This is a genomic window from Streptococcus cameli (genome assembly GCF_053207365.1).
The window spans coordinates 853313-872807 of sequence record NZ_JBRUIM010000001.1 but is presented as its reverse complement, the minus strand read 5'-3'; the positions used below and the strand labels follow the sequence as shown (position 1 = coordinate 872807).

The following is a 19495-nucleotide window of genomic DNA, read 5'->3' as shown; positions in this document are numbered from 1 at the left end:
CTAACCTCTTACTTTCTCTGTCTGATCATATATCTTCCTTAAAATAACCAAAAATTGTTCCACTTCAGCCATATTATTTTCCTCATCTAAGCTAATTCGAACTGCTGTCTCAGCTATCTTTTGTGGAATTCCCATCGCTAATAAGGTTCCTGCTGGTTTCCCTGCTTTAGAAGAACAAGCAGAGGTTGTCGAGATATAAATTTGATGTTCTTCAAATGCATGCACCAAGACTTCACCACGAAGATTTTTGATTCCAAATGTCAGAATATGGGGTGCAAAGTCATCTATATCTGAAAAAACAGAAATATCTGTATAATCTTTTAAAGCATTAAAAATGACTTGCTTCATAGCCAATATGATTTCACTAGATCTTGCATGCTTTTCCATTGTCAAACGAAGTGCTTTTGCCGTCGCCGCAATTCCTGCAAGATTTTCAGTTGTTGAACGCTTATCTGATTCCTGACCTCCCCCTGTCAGTAAAGGTGAAATTTTTTTCCCTTCTTTGATGTATAACATCCCAACACCCCTAACAGAATGGAATTTATGGCCTGAAAAGCTAGCAAAATCAACACGATCTGTTAAAAATTCAGAGACAGGAATTTTCCCGATAGCTTGGACAGCATCCACATGAAACGAAATACCAGGTTTGTCACGCAACAACTGAGAAATTTCCTTAATCGGCTGCATACTTCCGATTTCATTGTTAACAGCCATCACTGAGACTAAAATAGTATCCGAACGAATGAGCGACCCTAAAGCCTCAAGATCGACAAAACCTGTATTTGTTACAGGGATAAAATCTACTTCAAATCCTTGTGTTGTTAACCACAAAGCAGATTCTTTAACAGCTGGATGTTCGATAGTTGAAACAATAATATGCCGACCTAAATGTGATTTTTCAAATGCGATTCCTTTAATAGCCCAATTATCACTTTCAGTACCACCAGATGTAAAGAAAATTTCGTTTGATTTTTTCCCTAATAGTTCTGCGATCTGTTTTCGAGAAGCATCTAAAATACGAGTTGCTTTTGTGCCCAAATCATGTAAACTAGAGGGATTTCCCCAAATTTTTGTTGCTACTTCTGTATAAGTCGCAAGCGCTTCTGGATAAACTTTTGTTGTCGCAGCATTGTCAAAATAAATCATAACTATCTCTTTCTATTATCACATTATTCCTATTTTATCACTTTTTTAGGGCTTATGCCAATCTTCTTTATTTTAAAAAGACTTGTTCCAACCAAGTCTTTTATTAAATCTTATTCAATAGAAATGGCTAACTAAACGTTAGTTTAGCTGATATTTTTTTATATACTTCACTATGAGATAGATCTGCCTGTTCCAATTTGTTTTTCAATTCGATTAGTTGCTTCTTATAATATACATTAACACTCGGCATAGGCTGTGAACTGAATACAAGATCCATAAAAAACTGATCATATCCAGACAATAAATCCTGTGCCTTCTTTTCATTGATTGCTTGGTGAATAAGATTTGCTGAATGATTTCTCCAACAATAGAGAGCCTTATCAATATAAAGAATGGAATGAGCTTTTAAAAATAATCGATGAATCAGGTAGGACTCTTCAGATTCAGATCCAAATGGGAAACGAAAGCCACCCTCACCCTCAAATAATGTTCGAGAATACACTTTACCAATACTGGATAAAAATAACAAAAACCAATCAGACATAACTTGTTCGAAGTAGTCTTCAATAGTAATCATTCTTGTTGAAAATTCAGATGAGTATGTTTGAAAAACGCCATCACTTTCAACATAGGAATAGTGAGGCGAGAGTGCTATATCTGCACTATACTTTTTCATAAGGCTTAAGTGTTCTTCAATAAAGTTTGGATCAATCCAATCGTCACTATCGACAAAAGTGAGATAGTGTCCATGGCTATTTTCAATACCAATATTACGTGAATCAGCAACTCCAGTATGTTCATATTTATTAATCAATCTGATTTCGTCATATTGATTAGCATAGGCTTTACAGACACGCAAAGATTGATCTGTCGAAGCATCGTTAACCAAAATAACTTCAATATTTCGATATGTTTGTTGAACCAGACTCTCTAAACATTTTTCTAAATGTGCCTGAGCGTTATAGATAGGAACAATAATGCTGACTGTTTGGGAATCAATATACCTTCTTTTAAATTCTGCTTGAATTAGATTGATCATATCAGTTTCAGAGTGTGCTAACTTGGGTTCAAAACGAATGACAGAATGATTAAATTTTTCGAAAGCAAATATCGGAAGATGTTTCGCTTGAACAAATTCCAAAATATTATCAACTTCTACACCAGCATTGATATCTAAATAAAAATCTGATTCTTCCAATAAAAAGTCAATATCTTCAAACTCCGTACATTTTTCATAAATATAAAGATTTGAATATTTTGTTAATGCTTTTAGTTTTTGTGAGCAACTTGTTGGTGCAGCAACATGAATCGTTACATTCGGCAAATTTTTTAGTAATTCTTCTAGATAAAAAATGTCATCAGACAGAGTATAAATGAAAGCATTTAATCGTTTTCCAGAAAGAAGTTCCCAGCAATTTTTGCGAATCTGGTAATAAAAACGATCCTTGGTCAATTGATTCCACGGTTTACTAAATCCGTTAAAATGTCTGAGTAGAAAAGATGTTTCATTATCTGAAACCATCTGATTAAATTTGGAAGGAAGCAATCGAATGCTATTTTTAAAGACAAAATTTATAGCACATTGATCATCGTACTTTAATTCAAATTTAGAGCAATAATCAAGCAATTCATTAGAACTATTTTGAGAACGCCAATAATCAAGGTTTAAAACTAAAACCCCAGCATTGATATATTCATCAGCATTCTTATGGTGTTCTTTTAAATAAGGAAGATTGGAAGATGTCACATATGCATCATGAACTCCAGCAACTGCTTCATTTTTGGTTAAATTAATAGATAACAATTCAGAAATATCACCATAGCACACAATATCTACATCCAGATAGATACATTGAGATAAATCTGGAAACAATTCTGCAATAAAAAATCTATAATAGGTTTCAAGCGTAATATAATGACTTGTTTTAAATGATTGAAAAAGTGAAGAATCAATCGTGTAAAACGAAATATTAGCAAAAGGATAGTGGTCAAATAATTTTTCGATTTGTCTTTTTTTCTTAATACCGATATCACTTTCAAGTATAACAAACGAGAGGGCTTCATTTGAATGAAATTGTAAGATAGAATAGATTGATACTAAGGCATGATAGGCGTAAGCATCATTACTGGCATAAACAATTGTAGTTTTTTTCGTATTCATAAATAACCTCTGATTTCCAATAAACAAGAAAATCATATCATCTATTTTAACACGTTATCAATAAATTCCGCAAACTGATTGCCTCATAGTAAATGTCTTAATTCTTCTATCTCTTCGCTTGTTGTCGACCAACTGGTTGCCAATCGAATCACGGTATGCTTCTCATCTAATTTTTCCCAAAAACTATACAAGATACCATTTTCAGAAAAACGTTTGAGCTGATCATTTGTTACAATAATAAATTGTTGATTTGTCAGTGACTGTAAATAAAAGGGATACCCTTTTTCTTGTAAAACTTCAACCAACTCATTGGCTAATTGGATACCATGTTGCCCAAGCTTCAGGTATAAATCATCCGTAAACAAACGATCAAATTGCACACCAATTAGGCGACCTTTAGCCAGTAAAGCGCCATGTTGTTTCACAATTGGTACAAAATTTTTAGGTTGATTCTTTTTAGTAAAGACAATTGCTTCCCCAATCAATGTCCCAACCTTTGTCCCACCAAAATAAAAGACATCTGTTAATCGGGCAATATCTACCAATGTTACATCCGTATCAGCAGCCAAAGCATAAGCTAAGCGAGCGCCGTCAAGATATAGGGGAATCTTGTAGTGTTGGCAAATCGTGGCTAATTCTGTTAATTCATCTTTTGTATAGAGCGTTCCATATTCTGTTGGATGGGAAATGTAGACCATTCCAGGAAAAACCATATGGGCATGATTGCCATCAGCATAAAATGTATCTAGATAGGTTGCTACATCCTCAGCCTTTAATTTCCCTTCAAAGTGGGGCAATGTCAAGACTTTATGTCCAGAAAACTCAATCGCGCCAGCTTCATGAGTTGCTATATGTCCCGTATCAGCTGCCAAAACACCTTCATAAGAAGCGAGAAGTGAATCAATTACTAATTGATTGGTCTGAGTTCCACCAGCAACAAAGGTCACTTGGGCCTCCGGACAATGACATGCCTGACGAATTTTCTCAATTGCAGACTCTGTATAAGAATCTGTACCATATCCAGATAAACCTTCGTCGTTTGTTTCCAACAATGCTTGGAGCAAAAGAGGATGTGCCCCTTTGTTGTAATCATTTTCAAAATGTAAGGCCATACAATTTCCTTTCAGAATATAAAAATAGAAAAACCAAATGGTTTTTCTATCGAGATATAGTCCGTCCTGAGGGAATCGAACCCCCATCTCAAGAACCGGAATCTTACGTGATATCCATTACACTAAGGACGGATAGGAAGCCCGTATCGGCTTCACAAAATATAAAATAAGAATGAAAGGCTGGTTCAAAACCAGTCTTTCAATTGTTATTATAATTCAATATCACCGAACAAGTCAGCCATTGAGAATCCAGTTTGTGTTTCTGGCAATTCGTAGTCACGTTTTGCAGATTCACGTTTTGGACGACGTGCTGGACGCGATTGGCGTTTTTCGCCTTCTTCACCAGCATTTTCTTCACGAGCTGGACGCTCTTCCAATGCTTTGATAGAAAGTGATACACGCTCATCAGCAGCGTTCACTTCAAGAACTTTAACAGTTACATCTTGACCAACAGACAAAGCATCTTTTGGATTTTCAACACGTTTGTGTGAAATTTGTGAGATATGAACCAAACCATCGATACCAGACAATACTTCAACGAATGCACCGAAATCAGTCAAGCGTTTCACTTTACCTTCGATAACATCACCTTGAGCTAATTTTTGCTCAACGCCATCCCATGGTCCAGGTGTTGTTGCTTTCAATGACAATGATACACGGCCTTCTTCTTCGTCGATAGCCAACACTTTAACGTCAACTTCTTCGCCAACAGTTACAACTGATTTAGGAGAAACGTTACGGTCATGTGATAATTCAGTTAAGTGAACCAAACCATCTACACCGCCAAGGTCGATGAAGGCACCGAAGCTAGTGATACGTGCAACTTTACCAGTTACAACTTCACCAACTGCTAATTTAGAAAAGACTTCTTGACGAGCAGCTGCTGCAGTTTCCTCAACAACATCACGACGTGAAAGGATAAAGCGGTTTTCTGCTGGATCAACTTCTTTTATTTTTGCGTCAAACTCTTGACCAACAAAACGTTCAGTATTACGAGTGAAACGGCTGTCGATCATTGAAGCTGGAATAAATCCACGAAGACCTTCAAACTCAACTGACAAACCACCTTTAACGGCACGAGTAACTTTAACAGTTACGACTTCGTCTTCACGGCCAACAAGTTTGTCCCAAGCTTTGCGTGCTTCCAAACGTTTTTTAGATACAAGATAGGTAACAGTGTCTGTGTCCTTACCAACAACTTGGCGAAGAACAAGCAATTCAAGTGTTTCACCAACTTTTACAAGTTCGTTGATATCTGCATCGCGGTCGTTTGTCAACTCACGAAGAGTCAACACACCTTCAACACCAGTACCAGCAATTGCAACGTTCGCTTGACCAGCATCTACTGTCAATACTTCTGCTGTAACCACATCACCAGGTGTAACCTCGTTTACACTGTTCAACAAATCTTCAAATTCGTTCATTAAAAAAACCTCCGACGTCAGCCAGCCCCATTGCTAACTGACAAAATATATTTTATTTAAGGCACACGCAAGGACAACATTATGTAGCTTCTTTGACGAATTAGGAAAACCTAATACCTTGACTGGGGTAGCTGGATTCGAACCAACGCATGAGGGAGTCAAAGTCCCTTGCCTTACCGCTTGGCTATACCCCAATGAATAGATACTTTTTCAGTTGGATAACAACTGAACTCGTGCTAAATCTCTAGTGAAAAAGATAAATCAATTTGTGTCTATAAGACACTGCATTGATTTCCTATTTTCATACGGGATTTTTAACGCACTCGTATCTTGATGGAGAGAGAGGGATTCGAACCCCCGAACCCGAAGGAGCGGATTTACAGTCCGCCGCGTTTAGCCTCTTCGCTATCTCTCCAACACTAACAGTCACTATTCTACCATAAAATAGCGACTAATACAAGCCTTTTAATGGCTTAAATTGTAATTTTCAATAATATTTCCGACCGCTTTTTCGAGTTTTTTATAAAAACTTTCAGCATTTCCGTTTTTTAGGACAGCATAATTATTTTCTGAGAATTCTGCGATTTCCCCGATAACTTTTTTACCAATAACCAAGCGGTATCCGTCATATTTTTGTCCGTTAGATGTTACTGTACTTTCTTCAATCTGAATTTCAATTTTTTTGTCTTTTTTACTCATGCTTTCACCTCACTTTTTCCATTGTACCGAAAAAGAAAAGAGCTTGCAAGTGCAAGCCATCTCTTTCTTAGTTAACTGGAACAATCCAGCCCTCAGGTGCTTCAATATCGCCAAATTGAATACCTGTTAGTTCATCATAGAGACGTTTGGTAACAGGACCTACTTCTGTTTCGCTATAAAATACATGGAGCTTATCACCGTGTTGTACCCCACCGATTGGTGCGATGACAGCTGCTGTTCCACAGGCACCAGCTTCTGTAAACTTGTCCAACTCTGTCACAAAGACATCACCTTCAATCGGCGTTAAACCAAGTCGATGTTCTGCTAAATACAAGAGAGAATACTTGGTAATGGATGGCAAAATTGATGGACTAATCGGTGTGACAAATTCATTATTTTTGGTAATACCAAAGAAATTGGCCGATCCAACTTCTTCAATTTTGGTGTGAGTCGCTGGATCTAGATAAATCACATCTGAAAAACCTGCAGCTTTGGCTGCCTTACCAGGAAGAAGACTGGCTGCATAGTTACCGCCTACTTTAGCAGCACCTGTCCCATTTGGTGCAGCACGGTCGTACTGGTCTTGTATAAGGAAATTGGTTGGTTGTAAACCACCTTTAAAATAATTCCCCACAGGCATGGCAAAGACTGTAAAGATGTATTCCTGAGCTGGTTGCACACCAATAATATCTCCCACTCCAATCAAGAGCGGTCTTAGATAGAGTGTGCCACCAGTTCCGTACGGAGGAACATAGTCTTCATTGGCCTTGGTAACTAGCTTACAAGCATCTACAAACATTTCTACTGAAACTTGTGGCATCAAGAGTCGGTCCGCTGTCCGCTGCAAACGCTTGGCATTTTCATCTGGACGAAAGAGTTGAATCGTCCCCGATTTTGTTCGGTAAGCTTTTAGGCCTTCAAAGGCTTGTTGTCCATAGTGAAGGGCGGGTGAACTTTCAGATATATGCAACTGACTATCTTCTGTTAATTTCCCCTCGTGCCACTGACCATTCTTAAAGCGAGCAATGTAGCGGTAGGGTAACTTCATATATGAAAACCCTAAGTTTTCCCAATTCATATTTACTGTCATAGTTTAAACCTCGAAAATCTTTACTTTCTTTATTTTACATTATTTTTCAGAACTTTCCAACTATTTTTTAAGAAAATACAATTTAACTCGATTTTACCTATTCAAAAAAGGCGAAGAACGCTTTCGTTCTCAGCCTCATAACGATGTTATTTCATTCGAGCAGCGAAAACACCTTGATCAGAAATGGTATCCGATACAAAGGAACCGTTGCTGGTGCGTTCTGATATTCCCAGATTGATCAAATTGATTTCTTCTGTTTGGCCTGTTGTAGAAATAATTTCAAGAATTTCCTGTTTTTCTTCGACTTCAGTTGCAAACAAATCAAGTTCAGCACCACTGGTTTCTGCAAAGACTGGGCCTGCTAAAAAGACACGGTGTGGTTTAGTCTTAAGCTCACGTAAGATTTGCAAGCCACGTCCTGCCCGCTTGGCAAGTGGAAGATCTCCAACTGCCATCCGCTTCAAGCTTCCCCGTTGGGTCAAGACAAACATGGACTTGGTATTGGCGATAAAGGCTGATACAACCACATCTCCATCCTTGAGATTGATCGCCTTGACCCCTGCTGCCTTAGCCCCAATGACTGGCACTTCTTCAATGGCAAAATGAAGGGCGTATCCGTTTTGGGTTACTATCATTACCTCGTCCAATAGGATTGGGGAGACGGTCACAATTTCATCACGATCGTCTTTTAATTTGGCATATTTCAAGGATTTGGACTTGTAGGTCCGCCATGGCGAGAATTCCTTTCGCTCAAAGCGTTTGATTTGACCGTATTTTGTCACTGCAAAATAGGTTTCACCACCAAATTCATCGACAATTTCAGCAAAGAGAATCTGCTCCTCATTTCCAAAGCTGGTAATGGTTTGAGATAGATGTTCTCCAACGTCTTTCCAACGAATATCGGTGATTTCGTGGATTGGCCGGTAAATGACATTTCCAAGATTAGTAAAAATCAGGAGGTGTTGAGTGGTCTTTGCCTGCTGAATAAAGACAAGTTCATCCTCATCACGTTTTCCAATTTCCTCAATCGAGGACGAATTAAAGGAACGTAGACTGGTCCGCTTGATGTAACCACCACGTGTGACGCTGACCATGGTTTCTTCTTCTTCGATTAAGCTGGCCGTGTCAATTTCAATGGTTTCTGCTTCATCTTGCAACTCAGACAAACGTGGATGTGCAAACTGCTTTTTAACGTCCCGCAACTCTTTTTTCATCAAGTTGTACATAGTTCGCTCATCACCAATGATAGCAGCCAACGTTGCAATCTTGTCACGGAGCTCCGCTTCTTCTTCTTGCAAGGTCACAATGTCGGTATTGGTCAAACGATACAATTGCAAGGTCACAATAGCTTCTGCCTGTTCTTCTGAAAACTCATAGCTGACTTTCAGATTTTCCTTGGCGTCAGCCTTATTTTCTGAAGCCCGTATCAAGGCAATCACTTCGTCCAAAATCGAAATAACACGAATCAAGCCTTCTACAATATGAAGACGCTTCTCCGCTTTTTCCTTATCAAACTTAGAACGAGCAATGATAATGTCCTTGCGGTGGGCAATGTAGCTCGACAACATCGGAATAATACCAACCTGGCGAGGGGTATAGTTGTCAATGGCCACCATGTTAAAGTTGTAATTGACCTGTAAGTCCGTGTATTTGAAAAGGTAGTTTAAAATGGTTTGGGCATCGGCATCTTTTTTCAACTCAATGGCAATCCGCAATCCATCACGGTCCGACTCATCACGGACTTCCGCAATACCTGGGACCTTGTTATTGACACGCACATCGTCAATCTTCTTAACCAGAACTGCCTTGTTGACTTCATAAGGAATTTCTGTTGCAACAATTTGCTTCTTGCCACCTTTTAAGGATTCGATTTCTGTCCGCGAACGCACTACTACACGGCCTTTACCCGTTTCGTAGGCTTTTCTGATTTCATCACGCCCTTGGATAATGGCACCTGTCGGAAAATCAGGCCCCGGCAAGAATTCCATGAGCTTGTCCAACTTGGCAGACGGGTGGTCAATCATGTAGACAACCGCATCAATAACCTCTGATAAATTGTGAGGTGGAATATCAGTCGCATAACCGGCTGAAATACCAGTTGCCCCATTGATCAAGAGATTTGGAAAGGCAGCTGGTAGTACCGTAGGTTCTTTTTCGGTATCGTCAAAGTTCCAGGCAAAAGGCACAGTATTTTTGTCGATATCTTGTAGGAGAAAACCTGCAATTTCAGACAAGCGGGCTTCCGTGTACCGCATCGCAGCGGCAGGGTCGCCGTCCATAGAACCGTTGTTTCCGTGCATTTCAATCAAGGTTTCGCGATTTTTCCAATCCTGAGACATCCGTACCATGGCGTCATAGATGGAGCTGTCACCATGCGGGTGAAAATTACCCATGACATTCCCGACAGACTTGGCGGACTTCCGAAATCCTTTTTCAAAGGTATTGCCATCCTTATTCATGGAATAAAGAATCCGGCGTTGAACAGGTTTCAGACCATCCCGTATATCCGGTAAGGCCCGCTCCTGTATGATGTATTTGGAGTAGCGACCAAAGCGCTCTCCCATGATATCCTCAAGGGATATATTTTGAATGTTTGACATAATATAAGATACAAAGCCCGTTGAAAAAGCAAGGTCAAAATAGGAATCGTAGAAAATCCTGATTTTCTAGACGATTTATCTTTTTGATACAGCCTTTAGGGCGCGTTCAGTTAGAGTGACTAACCAACAGTCCTTTCTAATTTCTTCGTATAGGAAAGAATGATTACTTCTTTTGTTTTTATTAGTACTTACCTTAAGGGTTGGAAACACCAGTAGCCTGTTTATCTGATTCTTTTGCCTTCTTCCACTGACGATAGGCTGCAATATCCTTATGTACCATGCGCCAGCAAGTGCTGATGACCAGTGCATCGTCCAACTGACCAAGAACTGGAATCCAGTCTGGTACTACATCAATCGGAGATAGGAAATACAACAATGCACTCACAATGGCCACCATTGTCCTAAAAGGAACTTTGGTATACTCTTTTTTCCAGTAACTACGAAGCATACTCATTAAAATTGGAATGGATTTTAATTCTTGACTAAGAAAAGGAATCCATTTCATTTTACGTTCTAGTTTGTTTAAAAAAGTTTCGACCTTTGCATCATCGTTTAGGATATTTTCAGCTTTTTTATAGCCCTTTTGCAATTGAGCAAGAGCATCTTTTGATGACATTTTCTTTTTCATATTGACCTACTTTTAAAACAATGTATTTTCTTCCAAGGTAAACTTAACATTGTCCTCAATCCATTTCCGGCGTGGTTCAACCTTGTCACCCATGAGGACATTGACCCGGCGTTCGGCACGAGCTAAGTCTTCGATGGTAACACGAATGAGTGTACGTGTCTCTGGATTCATGGTTGTTTCCCAGAGCTGGTCTGCATTCATCTCACCGAGACCCTTGTATCGTTGCAAGATGGCACCTTTTCCAAAATCTTTTCGAATATCTTCTAATTCACCATCGGTCCAAGCATAGGCAACCTTTTCAGACTTGCCTTTTCCTTTAGACATCTTGTAAAGAGGTGGCAAGGCGATATAGACTTGACCTGCTTCAACCAAGGGACGCATGTAGCGGTAAAAGAAGGTCAAGAGCAAGGTTTGGATATGGGCCCCATCAGTATCCGCATCGGTCATGATGATGATTTTGTCATAGTTGGCATCTTCGATGTTAAAGTCAGCCCCAACACCTGCACCAATGGTGTAAATCATGGTGTTGATTTCTTCGTTTTTCATGATGTCGCTCATCTTGGCCTTGGCAGTGTTTAAGACCTTACCACGAAGCGGTAAAATAGCTTGGAACTTGCGGTCACGACCTTGCTTGGCAGAGCCACCGGCAGAATCCCCCTCGACGAGGTACAATTCATTTTTCTTAGGGTTTTTGGATTGGGCCGGAGTTAATTTCCCAGACAGAAGCCCCTTGTCTTTTTTATTCTTCTTGCCGTTACGGCTTTCATCACGCGCTTTGCGGGCTGCTTCTCTGGCATCTCTAGCCTTGATGGCCTTACGAATCAAGTTAGAAGCCATCTCTCCATTTTCCAAAAGGAAATAGGTCAACTTCTCTGAAACAATGCCATCCACAATCGGACGGGCCAAAGGGGAGCCCAGTTTGTCCTTGGTTTGGCCTTCAAATTGCAAGTGTTCTTCAGGCACCAAAATGGAGAGGATGGCTGACAAGCCCTCCCGGTAGTCTGATCCTTCTAGGTTCTTGTCCTTTTCTTTGAGCAAACCAGTTTTTCGAGCGTAGTCGTTCATGGCCTTGGTGATGGCAGTTTTTAGTCCCGTCTCATGGGTCCCACCATCCTTGGTACGAACATTGTTAACAAAAGAAAGGATATTGTCAGAGAAACCGTCATTGTATTGGAGGGCTACTTCCACTTGGAAGCTCTGCTCTTCTCCAGAAAAGAAAATAACCGGCGTCAAGGTCTCCTTGTCTTCATTGAGGTACTCAACAAAATCTTGGACACCATTTTCATAATGGAACGCTTCTTGTACCACTTCTTCTGGACGCAGGTCTGTCAAGGACATGGTCACATTTTTTAGAAGGAAGGCTGATTCTTTGAGACGCTCTGAAATGGTATTAAATTTGAAATCCGTTGTCGAAAAGATGGTCTCATCTGGCATAAAAGTGACTTTTGTACCAGATTTAGACTTAGGTGCTGTACCTATCTTTTGCAAGGTTGTCACGGGTTTGCCACCATTTTCAAAGCGTTGTTTGTAAATGGTCCCTTCCCGAGTTATTTCCACTTCTAGCCAGCTAGACAGGGCGTTTACAACTGATGAACCGACACCGTGAAGACCACCAGAAGTTTTATAACCGCCTTGGCCAAACTTACCACCCGCATGCAAAATGGTAAAGATGACTTCTACAGTTGGAATTCCCATAGCATGTTTCCCGACAGGCATCCCACGTCCGCGGTCCGCAACGGTCAAACTTCCGTCCTTATTGATGGTAACATCGATGCGATCACCAAATCCAGACAAGGCTTCATCGACGGCATTGTCGACGATTTCCCAGACCAGATGATGCAGCCCAGTACCATCTGTTGATCCGATATACATCCCTGGACGTTTACGGACAGCATCCAGCCCTTCTAATACCTGAATGGCATCGTCATTGTAATTATTGATTGTTATTTCTTTCTTAGACATTCTTACCTCTAAAAATCTTTATCTTACCTATTTTACCAAAAAAGCTGGAATGACGCTAATAGAAACGGGTTATTTTATATTCAACACTCTTTTTTCGGATGTAGCAACTGGAGCATTAAAAAGAGTTGGAGTTGTTACCGAGAATAGAGAGCTTATGGTATAATAGAAGCATGTTAAAAACGATTTTATTACTAATTGTCGCCTATTTACTCGGCTCCATCCCATCAGGTTTGTGGATTGGACAGGTCTTTTTTAAGAAAAATATCCGTGAACATGGTTCTGGAAATACCGGAGCAACCAATACGTTTCGTGTCTTAGGAACGCCAGCTGGTATCGTTGTTTTGTTATTGGATATTTTCAAAGGGACCTTGGCTGTCTTATTACCGATTTATCTACAAGCACAGGGAATTTCACCAATTGTATTTGGACTAGTGGCTGTCCTCGGGCATACTTTTCCTATCTTTGCCAATTTTAAGGGTGGAAAGGCAGTTGCCACTTCTGCCGGTATGCTACTTGGATTTGCGCCAGCCTTCTGCCTGTACTTGATTATTATCTTTACGATTACCCTATTCTTGACATCCATGGTATCTTTGTCCAGTATAGTGGCTGGTACCTTTGCAATCATTGGTGTCCTAAGCTTTCCGGCACTTGGCTTTATTCTACCAGAATACGATTTGCTCTTTACTCTCGTCATCGTTTTCTTAGGTAGCTTTGTCATTATTCGACATAAAGACAATATCAAACGCATCCGCTCCAAAAAAGAAAACCTTGTGCCATTCGGTTTAAACATCACCAAACAAAAAAAATAAACTGAGACCTATTGGTCTCAGTTTTTTATACTTTGTAAACAACTTCGCCTTTGCAAATCGTGTAATGAATGACACCTTTCATCACATCACCAACAAAGGGTGAGTTGCTGGCTTTGGAAGCAAATGTAGCAGATACAGTGCGTTCTTCATTTGGATCAAAGATGACGAGATCAGCTGGACCATTTTCCGTTACATAACCAGCATCCAAACCATACAATTCAGCAGGTTTATAGGTCATTTTTTCCAATAATTGAGAAAGGGATAAATGGCCTTCGTGTACCAAATGGGTCACGCCCAAGGACAGGGAGGTTTCCAGACCAGTCATACCAGACGGTGCCTTGGCAATTTCAGCCACATTTTTTTCATCAGCGTGGTGTGGCGCATGGTCGGTTGCAATCACCGAAATCACACCAGATTTTAATCCTTCGATCACAGCCAGACGATCGGATTCCAAGCGTAAAGGCGGGTTCATCTTGGCGTTTGTTCCTTTGGTCAAAAGAAGATCTTCTGTCCGTGAGAAATGCTGTGGAGTAGCTTCAGCAGTCACCTTAGCGCCTAACGATTGGGCAAATTCCACTACTTTTACGGATTCTGCTTTTGACAGATGCTGGATGTGAACCTTGGCACCAGTTTCATAAGCAATCATCACATCACGCGCTACCATGCTGTATTCTGCAACTCCTGTCGCGCCACAGACATGGAAATGTTTGTCAGCAATATGTTCGTTCAAGCCAAGAACACCGTTTAAATCAGGATCTTCCTCATGTAGACTGAGCAAGACATCGTGTTCTTTAGCTAGCTTCATAGCGTCACGCAAGATAGCCGCATTGGTCAATGGAATCCCGTCATCAGAAAGCGCAACCGCCCCATTTTCCAACAAGGCTTGAAAATCAGTCAGGTTTTGACCATCAAATTCCTTTGTAATGGTTGCGACTGTATGGATGTTGATTTTCTCTTTGGCTGCTGAGTCTAAGACTTCTTTCAAGGTCTCCACCGTTGAAATCGTCGGATTTGTATTGGCCATCATGACTACGGAGGTCACACCTCCAGCAGCGGCAGCAAGGGCCCCCGTGTGAATATCTTCTTTGTGCGTTTGGCCTGGCTCACGAAAATGCACATGGACATCAACCAAACCTGGTGCAACAACCATACCTGTCGCGTCAATGACTTTGGCACCGACAACATCAATGGATGCGGCAATCTTCGTAATTTTCCCATCTTCTATTAAAAGATCCAATTCTTGGTCCGTATTGGACTTTGGATCAATCAAGCGACCGTTTTGAATTAAAAGCATCGTCTTCTCCCTGTACTCTTAGTTTTGAGATTGTTTTAAAAATTCTTCTAAGTTTATCTCGTGTTGATACTTGATAGCAGCTCGTTTATCTTTTTCAAGAATCGTCTGTGTCAAATCAATGCCATGCACTGCTGCGATTGCCACTGTATAATGAATTAAATCGGCTAATTCTGCTGCCAATGCTTCGTCTAAGTCATCTTTATTGCAAACTTTCCGTCCAACTTTTTGATTTAAAACTTCGGCGATTTCTCCCACTTCTTCTACCAGCTTCGTAAAAAAGCCTTGAGTATCACGGTCACCTTGATAATGTCTGGTCAAATAAGCTTGCAAGTCCGCAATTGTCAATGAAGTTAATGAATTACTCATAAAACACCACTTCCTGTTCTATTAATGTATCACCTTTATAGGCAAATTTTGCAGAGAAAAAGGATTTGTTTTCAAGGAGCCACTTCATAAAGACATAGTCTCCTTCCCAAGTCGGCAGGTCTCTAATGTCTTTGTAAGGAACCCACTCTAGTGTGCCTTCTTCACAATCAATCACTTCCCCTTCAAAATCCGTTACCTTAAAAACGTAGGTATACCAATCATTGTCCGGTGTAAATTCTGGAAAGGTGATGATGCCTTTTAGGGACAGAGCTTTGACATCTAGGCCAGTTTCTTCCTTGATTTCACGAATGGCGCATTCCTCGGGTGTTTCACCTGCCTCTATCTTGCCACCAACCCCAATCCATTTTCCAGCATGGACATCGTTTGGTTTCTTGTTGCGGTGGAGCATGAGCCATTCTTTCCCATTGTCCACATAACAAATCGTTGCTAACTTAACCATATTTCTCCTAGTCTAGCCAGTTTATTTCAGTCCGACCTTGTTCCCGTAAAAAAGCGTTGGTCTTGGAAAAGGGCTTGCTACCAAAGAATCCTCTGTAAGAAGACAGCGGACTTGGATGTGCTGATTCCAGTATTAGATGGTGCGGATTGGTAATTAGTGTTTTTTTCTTTCTAGCATAAGCTCCCCAGAGGATAAAGACAACTGGCTGTTCCAAATCATTGACCACTTGTATAGCAGCATCCGTAAAGGGCTCCCAAATCAGACCAGCATGGCCATTGGCATTTCCAGCAGGAACTGTTAAACAAGCGTTGAGCAAAAGCACTCCTTGCTTAGCCCAAGAAATCAAATCATGATGGGTACGCGGACCAATATCTTCTGCTAATTCTTTCAAGATATTTTGAAGAGAAGGCGGAGCCGGCAAATCATTTGGAACAGAGAAAGATAAACCTTGTGCTTGATAAGGACCATGATAGGGATCCTGACCCAAGATAAGAACACGGACATCCTTTAAATTCGTCTCCTGAAAGGCAGCAAACACCTTGTCTCTTGGAGGATAAACGGTCCCCTTTGCATATATTTCGTCTAGAAAAGCATTAATTTTCCCATAGTAATGATCTGGTAAATGAGCCTTTATAGCTTCATGCCATGCTGAATGTTCCATAACTATTCCTTCGGTTGATTTTCTTCTTTTACAATATAAATAGGGCGTTTTTTAGTTTCCAAAAAGACTTTTGATAAGTATTTACCTAGTATTCCAATGGTCATTAGTTGCAATCCACCAAGAAAGAGGATAACACAAATGGTTGATGGCCAACCGATTGTCGGATCCCCAAAGACCAAGGTTTTGACAACAATGAAAATCATCATCAAAAGCGATAAGAAAAAGGATAAGACCCCAAAATACGACGCTAAATTCAATGGTAATTCTGAAAAGTTAACCATTCCTTCGATGGAATAAGACAAGAGTTGCCAAAATGACCAACTAGTTTGTCCTGCTACCCGCTCCACATTGTGATAGGGAAGATAGGCTGTATTATAGCCAACCCAAGCAAAAATACCTTTTGAGAAACGATTGTATTCGCTGATTTCAAGAATACTGTCTACCATCTTGCGACGCATTAATCGAAAATCTCGTGCACCGTCGACAACCTCTACTTGACTAATCTTATTCATCAATTTATAAAACAACTTAGCAAAGAGCGAGCGCACCCAGGGTTCTCCCTTACGATTGTCCCTTCGAGTTCCGACACAATCCAATTCAGCATCTGCTTCTAGCATTTGTTTCATCTGAATAAGCATCTCAGGTGGGTCTTGCAAATCAACATCCATAACAGCAACCAAATCACCTCTTGCAGCTTCTAATCCTGCATAGAGCGCCGCTTCTTTTCCAAAATTACGAGAAAAAGAAAGGTAGCGTACTGCTGGTTGCTCGCTGGCTAACTGACGCAAAACAGATAAGGTAGCGTCCTTTGAGCCATCGTTTATAAAAATGTATTCAAAGAACTCTCCCATCTCTTTTCTGACTTTTTCTGTTTCATGAAAAAAAATAGGAATCGTTTCTTCTTCATTAAAACAGGGCACAATAATCGAAATCATGTATTCTCCTTCATCTTCAAACTAGTACTATGTTCATTATACCATAGTTCAGCTAGTCAGTTGAACAATCAGGATAAAAAAACAAGGGGCTTGTAGCCCCGTTTTTAATCTTGCCAAGTTTCTTGGTTTTCTTTGAATTTCTTCAAAAGCTGAAGGCCGTCCGCGTTGATATATCCTTGTACTTTTGCTACTTTAATCAACTCAGAATAAGTCGATAAGGTCACCAAATCAACACCCGCTTTTTCAAAGTTTTCAGTTGCTTTTGGCAATTCGTAAGTGAAGATAGCTGCCACTCCAAGCACATCTGCTCCTTCGCGTTTTGCTGCTTCAACCGCATCTAGAACTGAACCACCTGTTGAAATCAAGTCCTCGATAACCACCATTTTTTGGCCTTTGACAACACGACCTTCGATTTGGTTCCCAGCACCGTGGTCTTTTGGTTTGTTGCGGATATAAGCAAATGGCAAATTCATACGGTCTGCAATAATGGCACCGTGTGGGATACCAGCAGTTGCTGTACCTGCAATCACCTCTACATCTGGATAGGCTTCTTTGATTGTTTCCACAAACCCATCTTCAATCAAGGTACGGGTATCTGGAAAGGATAGAGTAATGCGGTTATCGGTATAGATTGGAGATTTAATACCGGAAGCCCATGTAAACGGCTCTTCTGGCTTCAGATAAACAGCCTTGATATCCAAAAGGTGTGATGCAATTTGAGTTCCTAATGTCACGATTTTTTCCTACTCACCGGTAACCGGTGCCTTTCTTCCTTATGCGTAAACTTATTGGTTTGACCACTCGGCCTTGATGGCCAGGTAACTTGCGACTGGATCATCAGCTTGTGTAATGGGACGTCCCACAACAATATAATCCGAGCCAATCTCTCTTGCCAAACGCGGTGTCACAACCCGTTTTTGGTCTCCTACTGCTGCACCTGTTGGACGAATACCTGGTGTCAAGCAGACAAAGTTATTATTTGTTGCTTTTTTAATGGCTTGAGCCTCCTGAGCCGAACAAACGATACCGTCCAAACCTGCTTCTTGGGCCTTCTTTGCATAATGCACTACTGACTCCTGTAAACTGGTTTGGATATTTTGGAAATCCTTCATTTGTTCTTCAGATGTTGAGGTTAATTGTGTCACAGCAATAAGAATTGGGCCTTCACCCAGCCCTTTTCTGGCTGCTTTCATCATCTCAACTCCTCCTGCCGCATGGACATTGGTCATATCGACACCCAGTTTTGCCAAGACAGCCATGGCAGACTGCACAGTATTGGGAATATCATGAAGTTTTAAATCTAAGAAGATACTGTGGCCTAACTCCTTAATGTAGGAAATAATCTCCGGACCAACAGCATAATAGAGCTCCATGCCCACTTTCACATACAGCTTTTCCTCTTGGGGAAAATGGGCTAAGAAGGATTTTACCGCATCGAAACTCGGAAAATCCAGGGCAATAATGGGACGATTCTCTTTCATATCTTCCTTTCTCGGTCAAAAAAAGCCTCACCAAAGAAGGCGAGGCTACACAAAATATGGGCACAATCATCCCTTTTTCTTGGTAGACCTTTGATGCCTCTCTGGACATGATTAAAGGTTATAAACTTAATTTATTTTAGCATTCTTAGTCTGTCCTTGTCAAGAATGAACTTAGCTCTCTCAGCAGTCGATTATGGTGATAGCATGATTAAGTTCTTCCAGTATTCTCTCAAAGTCTGTGAATCCAATATTCAAGGTCGTTGAATTCACAAAAGGATGAAAGCCAACTGTCAAAGTGCGATCCACATCTGAATCAATAATGACTTTTATCTTATTTTCTGAGTCAAATAATAGCCCAAAAGGAGTAACTGTCCCTGCCGGAACATGTAGCATCTCTTCTAATTGTTCCTTACTTGCAAAAGACAACCGTTTTTCGGACAAACGCTCTGCCAATTTGGCTAAATCAGCTTGTTTTTCATCATGCAAAATCACAAGATAAAACTTTTTTCCTTTTTTATTTTTCAAAAATAAATTCTTGACTTGTTGACCCGGTAATTCAAAATCTAAATCTTTTACAGAGATAATGGGGCGGTGGTCTAACCGATCATAAGAAATGGACAATCGATCCAGTAATTCATAGGCCTCTTTTTCAGTTGCAAACACCATA

Annotated in this window: 18 protein-coding genes and 3 tRNA genes; 1 reads left to right on the top strand and 20 read right to left on the bottom strand. The window is 40.5% G+C overall.

Features of this window, described 5'->3' with window-relative positions; genetic code table 11:
* The 12 genes from ACVR1I_RS04345 to parE form a co-directional block, all read right to left on the bottom strand.
* Positions 1–1146 (bottom strand): cysteine desulfurase family protein, encoded by a 1146-nt coding sequence (locus tag ACVR1I_RS04345; protein WP_447442812.1) that lies wholly within the window; start codon positions 1144–1146, stop codon positions 1–3.
* Between the two features lie 127 nt (positions 1147–1273).
* Positions 1274–3307 carry a glycosyltransferase family 8 protein gene (locus ACVR1I_RS04340; RefSeq protein ID WP_447442811.1) on the bottom strand — a complete coding sequence of 678 codons (2034 nt, stop codon included), beginning with the start codon at positions 3305–3307 and terminating at the stop codon, positions 1274–1276.
* A gap of 83 nt (positions 3308–3390) precedes the next feature.
* The gene (locus ACVR1I_RS04335) at positions 3391–4419 is read right to left on the bottom strand and encodes a threonine aldolase family protein (protein ID WP_447442810.1); all 1029 of its coding nucleotides are present in this window, start codon (positions 4417–4419) and stop codon (positions 3391–3393) included.
* A 60-nt stretch (positions 4420–4479) separates the two neighbouring features.
* Positions 4480–4551 (bottom strand) — tRNA-Arg (locus ACVR1I_RS04330).
* A gap of 77 nt (positions 4552–4628) precedes the next feature.
* On the bottom strand, positions 4629–5843 hold the full coding sequence (gene rpsA, locus ACVR1I_RS04325; RefSeq protein WP_447442809.1) for a 30S ribosomal protein S1: 1215 nt from the start codon (positions 5841–5843) through the stop codon (positions 4629–4631).
* A gap of 122 nt (positions 5844–5965) precedes the next feature.
* Positions 5966–6037 (bottom strand) — tRNA-Gln (locus ACVR1I_RS04320).
* A gap of 140 nt (positions 6038–6177) precedes the next feature.
* Positions 6178–6258 (bottom strand) — tRNA-Tyr (locus ACVR1I_RS04315).
* A 50-nt stretch (positions 6259–6308) separates the two neighbouring features.
* A complete protein-coding gene (locus tag ACVR1I_RS04310; RefSeq protein WP_447442808.1) occupies positions 6309–6542 on the bottom strand; it encodes a DUF2969 domain-containing protein in 234 nt (77 codons plus the stop codon).
* Between the two features lie 67 nt (positions 6543–6609).
* Positions 6610–7632: a branched-chain amino acid aminotransferase gene (locus ACVR1I_RS04305; RefSeq protein ID WP_447442807.1), complete on the bottom strand. Its 1023-nt coding sequence runs from the start codon at positions 7630–7632 to the stop codon at positions 6610–6612.
* A gap of 146 nt (positions 7633–7778) precedes the next feature.
* Complete coding sequence (parC, locus tag ACVR1I_RS04300) at positions 7779–10232, bottom strand: DNA topoisomerase IV subunit A (protein WP_447442806.1); 2454 nt, start codon at positions 10230–10232, stop codon at positions 7779–7781.
* Positions 10233–10425: 193 nt separating this feature from the next.
* Entirely contained in the window at positions 10426–10860 is a 435-nt protein-coding gene (locus ACVR1I_RS04295) for a YkvA family protein (protein ID WP_447442805.1), read from the bottom strand.
* A gap of 12 nt (positions 10861–10872) precedes the next feature.
* Positions 10873–12822 (bottom strand): DNA topoisomerase IV subunit B, encoded by a 1950-nt coding sequence (parE, locus tag ACVR1I_RS04290; protein ID WP_447442804.1) that lies wholly within the window; start codon positions 12820–12822, stop codon positions 10873–10875.
* Between the two features lie 170 nt (positions 12823–12992).
* On the opposite strand from parE, the gene plsY reads away from it, so the two are divergent.
* Positions 12993–13631 (top strand): glycerol-3-phosphate 1-O-acyltransferase PlsY, encoded by a 639-nt coding sequence (gene plsY / locus ACVR1I_RS04285; RefSeq protein ID WP_447442803.1) that lies wholly within the window; start codon positions 12993–12995, stop codon positions 13629–13631.
* A gap of 25 nt (positions 13632–13656) precedes the next feature.
* Here the strand turns inward: plsY and ACVR1I_RS04280 are convergent, their stop codons facing one another.
* The 8 genes from ACVR1I_RS04280 to ACVR1I_RS04245 form a co-directional block, all read right to left on the bottom strand.
* Positions 13657–14925, bottom strand: a complete 1269-nt coding sequence (locus ACVR1I_RS04280; protein WP_447442802.1) for a dihydroorotase — start codon at positions 14923–14925, stop codon at positions 13657–13659.
* An 18-nt stretch (positions 14926–14943) separates the two neighbouring features.
* The gene (locus tag ACVR1I_RS04275) at positions 14944–15291 is read right to left on the bottom strand and encodes a MazG nucleotide pyrophosphohydrolase domain-containing protein (protein WP_447442801.1); all 348 of its coding nucleotides are present in this window, start codon (positions 15289–15291) and stop codon (positions 14944–14946) included.
* Positions 15284–15751, bottom strand: coding sequence for an NUDIX hydrolase (locus ACVR1I_RS04270; RefSeq protein ID WP_447442800.1), 468 nt, complete (start codon positions 15749–15751; stop codon positions 15284–15286). Before ACVR1I_RS04270 ends, ACVR1I_RS04275 begins: the two co-directional genes overlap by 8 nt.
* Before the next feature lie 7 nt (positions 15752–15758).
* Entirely contained in the window at positions 15759–16412 is a 654-nt protein-coding gene (locus tag ACVR1I_RS04265; RefSeq protein WP_447442799.1) for a uracil-DNA glycosylase, read from the bottom strand.
* A 2-nt stretch (positions 16413–16414) separates the two neighbouring features.
* Positions 16415–17347, bottom strand: coding sequence for a glycosyltransferase family 2 protein (locus ACVR1I_RS04260; RefSeq protein ID WP_447442798.1), 933 nt, complete (start codon positions 17345–17347; stop codon positions 16415–16417).
* Between the two features lie 104 nt (positions 17348–17451).
* Positions 17452–18081 carry an orotate phosphoribosyltransferase gene (gene pyrE / locus ACVR1I_RS04255; RefSeq protein WP_447442797.1) on the bottom strand — a complete coding sequence of 210 codons (630 nt, stop codon included), beginning with the start codon at positions 18079–18081 and terminating at the stop codon, positions 17452–17454.
* A gap of 51 nt (positions 18082–18132) precedes the next feature.
* Complete coding sequence (gene pyrF / locus ACVR1I_RS04250; RefSeq protein ID WP_447442796.1) at positions 18133–18828, bottom strand: orotidine-5'-phosphate decarboxylase; 696 nt, start codon at positions 18826–18828, stop codon at positions 18133–18135.
* A 180-nt stretch (positions 18829–19008) separates the two neighbouring features.
* Positions 19009–19494, bottom strand: a complete 486-nt coding sequence (locus ACVR1I_RS04245; protein ID WP_447442795.1) for a prolyl-tRNA synthetase associated domain-containing protein — start codon at positions 19492–19494, stop codon at positions 19009–19011.
* Position 19495 lies beyond the last annotated feature (1 nt).